Annotated in this window: 13 protein-coding genes; 8 read left to right on the forward strand and 5 right to left on the reverse strand. The window is 61.3% G+C overall.

The genetic code is table 11. The features are described 5' to 3' along the window. The first annotated feature begins 71 nt into the window (after positions 1-71). The 3 genes from AC0L3D_RS18365 (at position 72) to AC0L3D_RS18375 (ending at position 2,269) form a co-directional block, all read left to right on the forward strand. A complete protein-coding gene (locus AC0L3D_RS18365; protein WP_473645354.1) occupies positions 72-668 on the forward strand; it encodes a superoxide dismutase in 597 nt (198 codons plus the stop codon). A 197-nt stretch (positions 669-865) separates the two neighbouring features. Further along, positions 866-1,309, forward strand: coding sequence for a c-type cytochrome (locus AC0L3D_RS18370; protein WP_091590353.1), 444 nt, complete (start codon positions 866-868; stop codon positions 1,307-1,309). A 9-nt stretch (positions 1,310-1,318) separates the two neighbouring features. Beyond that, entirely contained in the window at positions 1,319-2,269 is a 951-nt protein-coding gene (locus tag AC0L3D_RS18375) for a cytochrome c (protein WP_473645355.1), read from the forward strand. A 29-nt stretch (positions 2,270-2,298) separates the two neighbouring features. Here the strand turns inward: AC0L3D_RS18375 and AC0L3D_RS18380 are convergent, their stop codons facing one another. Together AC0L3D_RS18380 and AC0L3D_RS18385 are read right to left on the reverse strand one after the other, a co-directional pair. Then, on the reverse strand, positions 2,299-2,682 hold the full coding sequence (locus tag AC0L3D_RS18380; protein WP_287064288.1) for an SET domain-containing protein: 384 nt from the start codon (positions 2,680-2,682) through the stop codon (positions 2,299-2,301). A 159-nt stretch (positions 2,683-2,841) separates the two neighbouring features. Then, positions 2,842-4,992, reverse strand: a complete 2,151-nt coding sequence (locus AC0L3D_RS18385; RefSeq protein WP_023800839.1) for a S9 family peptidase — start codon at positions 4,990-4,992, stop codon at positions 2,842-2,844. A gap of 118 nt (positions 4,993-5,110) precedes the next feature. On the opposite strand from AC0L3D_RS18385, the gene AC0L3D_RS18390 reads away from it, so the two are divergent. Together AC0L3D_RS18390 and AC0L3D_RS18395 are read left to right on the forward strand one after the other, a co-directional pair. Further along, positions 5,111-5,479 (forward strand): SH3 domain-containing protein, encoded by a 369-nt coding sequence (locus AC0L3D_RS18390; RefSeq protein ID WP_023800838.1) that lies wholly within the window; start codon positions 5,111-5,113, stop codon positions 5,477-5,479. A gap of 426 nt (positions 5,480-5,905) precedes the next feature. Further along, positions 5,906-6,331 (forward strand): Ros/MucR family transcriptional regulator, encoded by a 426-nt coding sequence (locus tag AC0L3D_RS18395; protein WP_023800837.1) that lies wholly within the window; start codon positions 5,906-5,908, stop codon positions 6,329-6,331. A 145-nt stretch (positions 6,332-6,476) separates the two neighbouring features. On the opposite strand, the gene AC0L3D_RS18400 is transcribed toward AC0L3D_RS18395, so the two are convergent. Together AC0L3D_RS18400 and AC0L3D_RS18405 are read right to left on the reverse strand one after the other, a co-directional pair. After that, positions 6,477-6,905, reverse strand: a complete 429-nt coding sequence (locus AC0L3D_RS18400; protein WP_023800835.1) for a SufE family protein — start codon at positions 6,903-6,905, stop codon at positions 6,477-6,479. Between the two features lie 132 nt (positions 6,906-7,037). Continuing rightward, a complete protein-coding gene (locus AC0L3D_RS18405; RefSeq protein ID WP_473645357.1) occupies positions 7,038-7,388 on the reverse strand; it encodes a DUF5330 domain-containing protein in 351 nt (116 codons plus the stop codon). 532 nt (positions 7,389-7,920) lie between these two features. On the opposite strand from AC0L3D_RS18405, the gene AC0L3D_RS18410 reads away from it, so the two are divergent. The 3 genes from AC0L3D_RS18410 to AC0L3D_RS18420 all read left to right on the forward strand — a co-directional run bounded on the left by AC0L3D_RS18410 (position 7,921) and on the right by AC0L3D_RS18420 (position 10,826). Then, positions 7,921-9,660 (forward strand): PAS domain-containing sensor histidine kinase, encoded by a 1,740-nt coding sequence (locus tag AC0L3D_RS18410; RefSeq protein WP_473645359.1) that lies wholly within the window; start codon positions 7,921-7,923, stop codon positions 9,658-9,660. Further along, entirely contained in the window at positions 9,635-10,399 is a 765-nt protein-coding gene (locus tag AC0L3D_RS18415; RefSeq protein WP_128168043.1) for a peptidoglycan-binding domain-containing protein, read from the forward strand. The genes AC0L3D_RS18410 and AC0L3D_RS18415 overlap by 26 nt, the downstream gene beginning before the upstream one ends. 79 nt (positions 10,400-10,478) lie before the next feature. Then, on the forward strand, positions 10,479-10,826 hold the full coding sequence (locus AC0L3D_RS18420) for a DUF1491 family protein (RefSeq protein ID WP_473645361.1): 348 nt from the start codon (positions 10,479-10,481) through the stop codon (positions 10,824-10,826). A gap of 172 nt (positions 10,827-10,998) precedes the next feature. Here AC0L3D_RS18420 and AC0L3D_RS18425 read toward each other — a convergent pair whose 3' ends face one another. Then, positions 10,999-12,009 carry a hypothetical protein gene (locus AC0L3D_RS18425; protein ID WP_473645363.1) on the reverse strand — a complete coding sequence of 337 codons (1,011 nt, stop codon included), beginning with the start codon at positions 12,007-12,009 and terminating at the stop codon, positions 10,999-11,001. Between the last annotated feature and the right edge of the window lie 255 nt (positions 12,010-12,264).

Here is a 12,264-nt window from a genome sequence, read left to right on the forward strand (position 1 = left end):
TGCTCCACACCAATCCAGACCTATGTTAGTCCGGTATCGACACCGGATTTTTTCCACGAGGAGTACGACCGATGGCTTTTGAATTGCCCGCCTTGTCCTATGACTATGAGGCATTGCAGCCTTACATGTCGAAGGAGACGCTGGAGTATCACCACGACAAGCACCACAAGGCCTATGTCGACAACGGCAACAAGCTGGCTGCCGAAGCCGGGCTCGGCGATTTGTCGGTCGAAGAGATTGTGAAACAATCCTTCGGCAAGAACCCCGGGCTCTTCAACAATGCCGGCCAGCACTACAATCACATCCACTTCTGGCAGTGGATGAAGAAGGGCGGCGGCGGCAACAAATTGCCCGGCGCGCTGCAAAAGGCGTTTGACAGCGATCTTGGCGGTTACGACAAGTTCAAGGCCGATTTCATCGCCGCCGGCACCACCCAGTTCGGTTCGGGCTGGGCCTGGGTTTCGGTCAAGGACGGCAAGCTGGCGATCTCGAAGACCCCGAACGGCGAGAACCCGCTGGTCCATGGCGCGACCCCGATCCTGGGCGTCGATGTCTGGGAGCACTCCTATTACATCGACTATCGCAACGCCCGGCCGAAATATCTCGAAGCCTTCGTCGACAATCTCATCAACTGGGACCATGTCCTCGAGCTCTACGAAAAGGCGTAGGCCTGACTGAGTTGCAGAAGAGCCCCGGCAAAACCGGGGCTTTTCTCTATGTGCCAAATGATCGGCCGCCCTTTCCAACGACCGTCGCGAAAAATTCACACAAGCGTGAGGCGAATTTCCGGAATTTTCAAGCCAGTTTTGCCGTTATGGATCAGTCGGACCTTCACCCGAAACATCTTCACCATGGAGCCAGTTGAATGAGAAAGCTTATCCTCGCCATCTCGATGCTCGCCTTCGCCGGTTCGGCGGCGTTTGCCGATCCGATCCAGGAGCGGCAGGCCATTATGAAGGAACGTGGAAAGATCGCCGGCCAATTGTCGAAAGTCGTCAAGGGCGAGACCCCTTACGACGCAGCGGCCGTGCTGGCGGCGTTGAAGGCGCTGGAGGCAAACGCCGAGAAGTTCCATGCAAACGTCGACACTCTTTTCCCGGCTGGCAGCGACACCGGCGACACCACAGCTGCCCCAAAAATCTGGGACGATATGGCCGGCTTCAAGGCGGTGGAAGAAAAATATCTCGCCGACGTCAAGGCTGCGGCGGCCGCCGCTCCTGCCGACGTCGATGCCTTCAAGGCGGGGTTCAACACCATAGGCGGCGATTGCGGCACCTGCCACAAGACATACAGGATTAAGAAGGGCTGATAGCGGGCGATGCGCCTGCTGAAAAAACTCGTCGGCGCCGCCCTCGTTCTGGGCGTCGCTGGCGCGGTTGCCGGCTGGTTCCTGTCGGCGCCGGGCAGGCTCGACAGCGAGGCTCTGGCGCAGCTCGGCCCCGGCGATGCCGCCAGGGGCAAGCGCATTTTTTATGCCGGCGGCTGCACGTCCTGTCATGCGAAGCCAGGCTCGCAAGGCGACGCCCGCCTTCAACTGGCCGGCGGTCTCGAACTCAAGACGCCGTTCGGCATCTTCGTGCCACCGAACATCTCGCAGGATGCCACGGACGGTATCGGCGGCTGGTCGGTCGAAGACCTCGCCAACGCCATGCTGAAGGGCGTGTCGCCGAGCGGCGAGCACTTCTATCCGGCGTTTCCCTATGCGTCCTACGCACGCATGAAGCCGGCCGACATTGCCGATCTCCATGCCTTCCTGAAAACGCTTCCGGCGGTGGCGGGCAAGGCGCCGCCCAATTCGCTGGGGTTCCCATTCAACATCCGTCGCGGCATCGGGCTGTGGAAACGTCTCTATTTGAGTGACCAGCCGGTGGTTTCCTTCCCCGATGGCACGCCGGATCCGGTGATGGCCGGCCGTTACCTGGTCGAAGGGCCCGGCCATTGCGGCGAATGCCACACGCCGCGCGATTTTGCTGGCGGCACCAGGAAGAGCGAGTGGCTGGCCGGAGCCACCGCTGCCGAAGGCAGCGGCATCGTGCCGAACATCACCTCGGGCGAAGGCGGGCTCGGTGACTGGTCGGAGGCCGACATAACCTACTTTCTCGAAACCGGCTTCACCCCGGATTTCGATTCCGTCGGTGGCGCCATGGTCGACGTGCAGAGAAACTTGGCCGAGTTGACGCCCGAGGACCGGGCGGCGATATCAGCCTATCTCAAGGCGATACCGCCGCATCCCAGCGGCTATCCGGCGCGCAAGCAGCCAGCGAACTGATTCCGGGAGCCGGACGGGATGGCGGCGCGTCAGCGATCGCCGAGGAAATCGAAGCCGGTCTCGAAGAAATGATTGTAGTTGCAGGTCATTTCCTCGCCGGGCGCGATGTCGCGCAGTGCATAAGTCTCCTCGGGCGAGGCGACGTCGCAATTCGGGTCGTCGGCATGATTCATGTAGCGGGCGTCGTCGGCTTCGAAGACGACAAAGTTTGGATCGCGCCGGTCGGGATAGGAATAGCGATCGAGATAGGCTCTGACCGGCCCGGTTTCGCGTTCATAGACCTCGACTGGGATGCGCCGGTCGTAATTGGGATGGAGTTTCCAGACCAGTGTGCCGCGGGGAATGTGGTTCTTGGCAAAAACACCGATGCCCTGGATGGGCGATTTGTCGAGATAGACGTCGACGAGCAACATGGCGGACCCTTGGCGTGACTGGATGATTTTTGGGTGGCGCGGCTGCGAAAAGCCGCGCATTGGGTAGCGCGCAGCTATGGCAATCGCGAGCGGAAAATCGACCTGACCTGACCCGGAATCGATTTTCCGCTGGTGGGGATGGTGCGCAAGATCAAGCTCCTACAGCGCCGTCTGTGCGTCCAACAGGGTCGGCGGCGCTGTGGTGGCAAGGTCGGCCTTGCCCGCCACCTTCAGCGCAAACGCATAGGTGAAGGCGATTTCCTCGAGCCGGGAAAACCGGCCGGATGCACCGGCATGACCGGAGTCCATGTTGATCTTGAACAGCACCGGATTGTCGCCGATCTTGCGGTCGCGCAGCCGCGCCACCCACTTGGCCGGCTCCCAATAGGTGACACGCGGGTCGGTGAGGCCGGCAAGCGCCAGGATCGGCGGATAGTCGAGCGCGGCGACATTGTCATAGGGCGAGTAGGCGGCGATCGTTCGGTAGTCCTCCTCCGAGGCGATCGGATTGCCCCATTCGGGCCATTCCGGTGGCGTCAGCGGCAGGGTCGCGTCGAGCATGGTGGTGAGCACGTCGACGAACGGAACCTCGGCGACAATACCGCCGAAGCATTCCGGCGCCATATTCGCGACGGCGCCCATCAGCAGGCCGCCGGCCGAGCCGCCCTGACCGACGATGCGGTCATGTTGCGTATAGCGTTCGGCGACGAGATGGTGGGCGGCTGCGATGAAATCGGTGAACGTGTTCATTTTGTGCGCCCGCTTGCCGTCGTCGTACCAGCCATAGCCCTTGTCCTTGCCGCCGCGGACATGGGCAATCGCGTAGACGAAGCCGCGATCGACCAGCGATAACAAATTGGTGTTAAAGGCGGCCGGGACCGTGATGCCGTAGGAGCCGTAGCCGTAAAGCAGGCAAGGCGCTGATCCGTCGAGCGGCGTGTCGCGATGGTGAATGAGCGAGACCGGCACCAGTTCGCCGTCGGCTGCGGGCGCCATCAGCCGCCGCGTCACGTAATGGTCCGGGTCGTGGCCGGACGGAACTTCCTGGGTCTTCAGCAGCACGCGCTCACGGGTCCGCATGTTGTAGTCGAAGACCTGCGCCGGCGTTGTCATGGATGAGTAGGAAAAACGCATGATCTCGGTATCGTATTCATAGGATCCCGACAGGCCGAGCGAGAAGGCTTCCTCGTCGAAGGAGATCAGGTGTTCCTCGCCGCTGTTGCGGTCATGCACGACGATGCGCGGCAGGCCTTCCTTGCGCTCAAGCCTGACCATGTGGTCCTTGAAGCCGATCACCGAAAGGATCAGCCGGCCCGCTTCGTGCGGCACCAACTCCTGCCAGTTGGCGCGCACCGGGTCGCTCGCCGGCGCAGTCATGATCTTGAAATCCTTGGCGCCGTCGGCGTTGGTGAGAATGAAGAAGATATCGCCACCTTCTTCGAGGTCGTATTGCAGGCCGGTCTCGCGCGGGGCAACCAGCTTCGGTTCGGCGAACGGCTCGCTGGCGCTCATGATGCGATATTCCGAGGTCTCGTGGTCGTTGATGCCAACCATGATCCACTCGTTGGAGCGTGTGCCGCCGACATTCATGAAGAAACCTGGATCGGTTTCTTCGTAGATCAGCCGGTCGTTCTCAGGACTGTCGCCAAGGGCATGGAACAGCACCTTGGAAGGACGGTGGTTGGGATCGAGGCGGGTGTAGAAAAATCCGTCATTTCCGGCATCCCACACGCCGCCGCCACCGGTATCCGGAATCCTGTCGGCCAGATCGTTGCTGTCGGCGAGGTCGCGGACGCGAAGCGTGTAGAATTCGGAACCCTTGTCGTCGAAGGCCCACAGAAGCTTGCGGTGGTCGGTCGAATGGTCGACACCGCCGAGGCGGAAATAGGCCTTTCCTTCGGCCTCGAGATCGCCGTCGAGCAGGATCTCTTGGTCGCCGCCCTCGCGCGGCGTGCGGAAATACCGCGGCTGCTCGCCGCCAAGCTTGAAAGATGACCCATAGGCGTACGGCCCATCCTTCATCGGCACGGACGAATCGTCCTCCTTGATGCGGCCCTTCATCTCCTTGAAAAGCTGCTTCCGCACCTGGGCGGTCTCGGCCATGAGGGCTGCCTGATAGACGTTCTCGGCTTCGAGATGGGCGCGGATCTGGGCGTCGAGCAGCGATGGATCCCTGAACATCTCTTGCCAGTTGTCGGCTCTCAGCCAGGCATAGTCGTCCGTCCGCGTCACTCCATGGTGCACATCGAAGACCGGTCGCTTCTCTGGTTGCGGCGGGCTGACAGTCGGAAATGCTGGGGTTCGGGTCATTGCGTCTCGCTGTGGAAGTTACTTGTATGGAGAATGAACACGCCGATCAGCGCAGGTTCAAGAGCCGGAGTATATGTTTGCGCCGGGCTCCAGAAGATGAGCCGGAGGAGAGGGAAAAATGAAGTTCCGTTTTCACGCTGCTGCGGCTTTCGCCGTCGCTTCGACAGTCTTGGCCTTTATCGGCCAATCTCATGCAACCGTGTTCGCAGCTTGGCAAGTGACCAACCTTCCGTTTGGCGACACGCTCAACGTGCGCAAGTATCCGGCGGGATCGTCCCAGAGGCAGGCCGCCTATCCCAACGGTGCTGTTTTGCAGATGACCGGGAGATGCACCGGCGGCATAAACCTGCTCGACATCGGCAAACAGCCGGTTTGGAAGCAGGAACAGAAGATCCGCTATCGCTGGTGCGAAGTCTGGCACGATCCGGCCCAGAACGGCAATTTCGTCACCGGCTGGGTCTACGGAAAATACATCACCCCACATTGATGGATCGGTGCCGGTCCGCGGTGCTGATTTCCGGCTTGCTTGCAAAAGCAAATCGCAACCTATGGTTTTGTAGATTCTAAAAACAACCAGATAGCCTACGCCACAACCAAGCATAGCCAAGCATTGAGATTTTTTTACTGCTCTCATGGATGTAACGGCAGCTTGACTGGGCGTCCGCCGCTGCTGGTCTGCCCAGAAAATATCGCAAAGTCACAGAGTGCACGAAAGGTTGAAGCTGATCGTCGAATATTTTATTGCCATCGATGAATACAGCGCAAGAAGCGAATTGACTTACTTGGTTTAGTGGCTCATTACGATGCTGCGACGCGAATCGCAGAGGCTCTTTCCTGCAAAAATTTCGCGCGATGCCCGACCTATCAAAAATAGGGCGCAGGTAGAAACAACTCACGTTGGGGCCAGGAAGCCATGGATATTATCGAAACACCTTCCAGAAATAGTGATGCGCTGATCGAATTGACGGCCGATGTCGTGGCCGCCTATGTCAGCAACAATCCGGTGCCGGTCGGCGAGCTGCCTAGCCTCATCGCCGATGTCCATGCCGCCCTCGGGCGCGTGGGCGGGGCCAGTGAACAGCCTCCTGCCGACAAGCAGAAGCCGGCAGTAAACCCGAAACGCTCCGTCCATGACGACTACATCGTCTGTCTTGAAGACGGCAAGAAGTTCAAGTCGCTGAAGCGTCACTTGATGACCCACTACGGTCTGACGCCCGACGAGTATCGTGAAAAATGGGGCCTGGACGCCAGCTACCCGATGGTTGCTCCCAACTATGCTGCCGCCCGCTCACAGCTCGCCAAGAAGATGGGTCTCGGCCGCAAGCGCAAGGGGCGCTGATACCGGCTCCCTTCCCAACCTGGGTTAGATGATCAACGGCGCCTCCGGGCGCCGTTTTGATCTTGGGGCGATGCTGGAGCAATCGATATGCGTCGCAACATGTGCGGCTCCGATCATGTCGGGCCATCGCGCGCTGTTCGTCTGATCAGGCGGTCTGCTTCAAGGCCGCCTCTGCGTCGCGCTTGATGCGCTTGACCATTGAACGAAGACCATTGGCGCGTTGCGGCGACAGGTGCTCGTCGAGGCCAAGTGCCTTCAGCGTGGCTTCCGCGTCGGTTTTCTGGATCTCGCTGGCGGGTCGTCTGGAAAACAGCGCCAGCATGATAGCGACGAGGCCGCGCACGATATGGGCGTCCGAATCGCCGGCGAAGGTGACGACTGGGTCGGGCCCCGGACCATACTCGGTGGTCAGCCAGACCTGGCTGACGCAGCCGGGCACCTTGTTGGCAGGGTTGCGTTCCTCATCGGGGAATGGCGGCAGGGCCTCGCCCAGTTCGATCACATAGCGATAGCGGTCTTCCCACTCGTCAAGCAGGGAGAAGTCGTCGCGGATCGTTTGGATCGTCGTGGTCATAGGCCGGATATAGTCATCCGGCGACGCCGCGTCACGGAAAAAGAGGAAAAGCGCGTCGCGTGAGGCCGGTCAAATGCGACGCGCTTTAGCGCGGACGGCCTGCGGACGGTGACAGATGCGCTGAAAAATATCTCAGTTTTTCGCCGGCAAATCGACTTTCGCCGGCAACACGATGTCTTCGGGCACGCTGCCGGTCGTTGTCGCCGTGTCGGGTTCGGCGGTCTTGTCGTCCAACATGGCGGCCGCGATCTTGGCTGTCTCCCTGGCCCGGGCGGTGATCGTGTGCATTGCGGACTTGCCGGTCTCGCAGACGTCGGGCTTGCGCTCGCATATGCCGGCAATGTCGCCGACGGCTTCGCGTGCCGCAAACAACGCCTGGATCGGCCCGACGCTTTGGTGGCCGGCCTCGTCGGAGCCGACATTCAGCGGCAGCGCCAGAAGCACCAGCGAAAACCAGAAAGCCATTCTGATCAGAAAGCCCATCTGTATGCCCTCATTCGTGACCGGATCATGCGTTCATGCGGCATGACCTCTTTATGGATACGATAGTGGCATGGACGCGCAAAGGACGGCTTGCCCGGTCAGCGAAAATTTTCCTCAAATTTTAGGCAAATTCGAAACGAAGCATTTTGCAATGGATTTGTCTCAAATCCAGCCGATTTTCTTCACTTAAGCTTAACCATCTAACCAGCTGTTTTCCTTATGTATTTCCCAGAAGCACGGCTTACCGGGGGCGACTGTCAAAGGCGGGAGGGCGGTTCGCCCGGATAACGCTCCATTTACTATGGCCGCAATTGCCAAGGTTTGCCCCGTGCCGGCCTCCCAATATCTGCCTCGGACCGGGCATTGATCGGTCCTGCCTTATCCATTCCTTAAACGCTGGATGCGAGTTTCAGATCGACAAAAGCAACTGCGAAGCAGGGCTGTTCACGACCAGGTGCGAGTGCGTGAGTTGAGTTCGATAAGGGCCAGATACGTTGAGTTGCCCGGCGCGATGGCAGCCGGTTGCGAACGGATGGTTCATCCGTCGATCCTCGGACAGAACGACCGCCGGTGCCAGAGGCGGTTTATCGGTGTCATGCTGGCCGCTCCGTTCTTCGCCGCAGGCGCAGCAGTCACGCTGGTCACCTCGGACATTGGCGTGGCCGTGACCATGGCTGCGATCTTTGCGACGTTCGGCCTCTGCTGGTTTGCTGCCTTGCTGGTGGCAGCATCGGGCAAGATGGCGTTCGCCGGCCAGGTCGCCCTGGTGATGGGCAGTCTTGCTCTTGCCGGTATCATTGCCGCGGCGGGCGGGATGGCCTCGCCGGTCGCCATGCTTGTCGTGGCGCTGCCGTTCGAAGCCTGGTGGATCGGCGCGTCTCGTCGCGCTGCATTCTGGGGTGCCCTATCCGCATGTGTCGCTATCCTGCTGCAGGCTTTTGCCGGTTCTGTCTTTCCGTTCGGCCCGGCGGAAATCGCCGCCTGGCATTGGCTGCTGCCGCTGGCCTGGGCGCTCACTCTCATTCCCCGCGTCGCAGCGCTTGGCAGCCCGGCCGGCGCGCAGCTTGATCCGGCGACCGACGACCGGCTCGAGAATATCATCGACGCCGTTGTCCTGCGGGCCGGCAGGCATGGCGAGGTTCTGGATGCGTCGGCAAAGGCGCGCACGATCCTCAAGCTGCAGCCGGAACTGCTGTTCGGTACCGGCCTGTTCGACCGCATCCACCTGTCCGATCGCGTCGCATACCTCAGCGCGCTGGCCGACATGCGCGATGGCGCGCCGGCGCGCCGGCTGGATCTTCGCGTCCGGCTGCCGCAAAACGGCAATGGCCCGACGGCGGACAATTACCGGCCGTTTTCGCTTGAATTGGCGCGGGGGGAAGAGCAGCAGGACGTCCTCACGTTCGTCCTGCGCGACAACTACGAACTCGCCGGCTTGCGCGAAGAGCTAGCCGCTGCGAAAGAGGCGGCCGCGTCTGCCGAAGTGGCAAAGGGACGGTTTCTGGCGGTCGTCAGCCACGAGTTGCGCACGCCGTTGAACGCCATAATCGGTTTTTCCGACATGCTGCTGCATGAGATGTTCGGCACCTTCAAGGACCCGCGCCAGAAGGAATATGTCGGCCTGGTCAAGGAGTCCGGCCAGCATCTGCTTGCCGTCGTCACCTCGATACTCGACGTGTCGAGGATCGAAGCCGGCGCCTACGCAACCGAGCCGGAACCATTCCGTTTCGTCGAAGCGGTCGAAATGTGCCTGTCGATGATGCGCTTGCAGGCCGACGCAAAGAGCATCGATCTACAGGCCCAGATCGCGCCGGATGCAGGCGAGATTAACGCCGACCGTCGTGCCGTGCAGCAGATACTCATCAACCTCGTCTCCAACGCTATCAAGTTCACGCCCGATGGCGGCGATGTCGTCGTCGGCGCCAAGCGGATCGGCTCGCGACTGCATTTCTGGGTCAGGGACACCGGCATCGGCATCGCCGAGGAAGACTTTGCCAATCTCGGCAAGCCGTTCATGCAGATCCAGAACGACTATACGCGCCGCTTCGAGGGGACCGGGCTCGGCCTGTCGCTGGTGAAGGGTCTGGTGGCGCTTCACGAGGGCACGATGTCGATCGAAAGCATGCCGGGGGAGGGCACCACGGTCACGATCAGCTTGCCGGTGAACGGACCGAAAGGACGTTCGAACGACAAGCCCGGCGTACTGCCGATGCCTGCAGCCAAGGCGGAGACGAAAGGGGACAGGCATGGCTCGCTCCGCAAAACAGCCTAAGGCGGTCAAGCGCCGCGGCAATGCCTTCCAACGCAGCGCGGTCGCCCTCGGCAGCCAGATTTCACGCAATCCGGTTCTGGTTGGCGGTTCGACCGCCTTCCTGGTGACGCTGTTCTACGTCTCGGCGAACGCTTTGTGGTATCAGCCTTTTCCTCATGCCGGCGCGTTTTTTGCGACCAGGAGCATGGAGGGCTTTCCTCGAGCCGGCGCCGACGAGCCTGAAACCACCATCAATATCGTGCGGCCGGAGCCGGCCCCGATCAAGAGCGATCCGATCGTCGAGCAGGTCCAGGGCATATTGAAGGATCTCGATTTCTATTCCGGCACCGTCGACGGTATTTCCGGCCCCAACACGCGCAAGGCCATCCAAGCCTATCAGCAGAAGGTCGGGCTCAACGCTTCCGGCGAGATCGACAGCATTCTGCTCGATCAACTGGGCGCCATGCCAACCGCCTCGACGGTCGTGCCACATCCGGCACCCCGTCCGGACGACATGGCCGCGATTCCCGTCTCGGCTTCGCCGGCAGATGCGTCGGCGCAGGCACCCGACGCCCGCATCATCAAGATCCAGGCCGGGTTGAAGGCATTCGGCAATGACGACATGCAACTCGATGGCGTGGTCGGGGCCCGCACCAAGGCAGCGATCAAGGAGTTTCAGTCGCTGTTCGGGCTGCCCGAGACCGGCGAGCCCGACGAGGTCGTCTACGTCAAGATGCGCGAGATCGGCCTGACCAACTGATGGGCGCAGGCGCGCAGTTTTGGTTTCACCCAAACGCAAAGCGCTCTAAGTACCGTCCGATGTCGTCCGGAATCCTGCCATGCGCGTAACCACCGATCTGTGGGTGTCGGCCCTGTTGCGCCGGGTTTTCGGCGCCGGCGGCTTTGCCGCCGTGGTCAAGCGCGGCGCAACCGAGGCCGGTGCCGTCTTCGTGCTGGCGCGAGGCCGCATGGGCGAGATTGCCTTGCTTGGCCCGGCGCCGCAGACGAGCTACGATTCAGCCAAACCCGACGACCGTTACTTCAGTCTGCTCGGCGCCGGCGACGATGCCGCCGTCTTTGACGCGCGACTGGAAAGGGAGAAGAAATTCGACCCCGACATCTGGGTGGTCGAGATCGAGGCCGGCTCCGTTCCCGTCGAGGAGCTTCTTTCCGTCAAGTCGCAATAGCGATATGCAGACAATGGCTTAGAGCGTTCGCTTGAATCTCTTTTTCAGGCGCGACGCGCCTAATGCATGTCGCGCAAAAGCATGCCCTCGGGCCTGACCCGAGGGTGTGCAGCGGTTTTGCGATAACGACATGCGTAAGAACAACAGCCTAAAAGCGCGTCGCATGAGGCGGTCAAACGCGACGCGCTTTAGGGCTGGCGGCAGTATTGTCGCTGTGCGCTTTGCGGACGTCGGCGTTTGCCGCGATCGGTCCGGCATTGCGAATGGCCTTCGACAGTGTCTCGGCTTTCCAGCCGCGTAGCCTGTCCAGCGCTGCGTCGCGATGCAGCAGCCGATAGCGGTCGAGGAAGATGCGGATGGCCTGCGGATGCGAGAACTCTGTGGGATAGACGGCGGCGGTGATCAGGAACGCCCTCTCTTCGCCGAGATCGAGCGCGCGCAGGGCGGCCAGCAGCGACGTGTAGTTCTGGTTCGCGGTGAGCGACCGCGCCGTTGAAAAATCGATCGCGAGCGCGTCGGCCAGTGCTGTCTGGAAGAATGCGGCATTGCCGGTCAGCGCCGTCTCGCGCAGTTTGACATAGGTGTTAGCGCCGGCGAACGCATTGATCGTCGCGCCGCCGCTTTCGGCATCACGCATCATCGACCGCAGCCGGCGCCGTGCAGCCTCGGCGGCGGCGCCGGGCACCTGCTGGCTGCTATCGGCGACGACTTTGGCGCTTTCGGGCACCGCCTTGGCGTTCGCCTCAGGCTGCCGCACGCTCACCAGCGTCGGTTTTTCAAGCGCCCTGATCAGGTGGGCGATGGTCGGGTTCAGATCCTTGCGGCGCGCAATGGCGCGCGCATGCGGCAGGCCATGGCGGCCGATCAGCGCGATGAGGTCGATATCGCTGAGCGCGCGCGAGCGGATGAGCAGCGGCGCGGCAACGTCGACCGGCTCCTCGCAAAGCCGCCGGACCAGCGCAGCGGGCGCATATTCGCATTCGGAAAGGGCGGCGGCGACGTAGCGGCGCGATTCGACCGACACATCGGCGAAAAGCGGAAGCGTCAGATCCTCAAGTTGCGCGATCTCCCGGCGCGAAGGGCGGGTGAGCGAACAGAACGCCGACACCGTGGCGCGGAACAGCCTTTCGGCCTTTCCCGATTCAGCCCGTATAGCGATTTGCCTGAAATCCGCAGATGACACGAAGGATACGCCTGACACTCGACACAATCCGGACCATGCTCGACCGGGACTGTGTCGGTTTCGCATTTGCCACGGGTCAGGACTTCCTGACCTTAGAACAAAGATCAAATTAGCGGCGATCCGTTAGCGTTCCGTTAACCTACTGGCTCCTTAATCAGATTGGAGGCGTTGCGTTGTGCTCCGGGGCAACCGAGAGGAATGCACGAACCATGGGCATGGTACTGTCTTTCGTGCCGCGAACGGCGGCAACCAATC

Source organism: Mesorhizobium sp. WSM4837 (genome assembly GCF_055811435.1).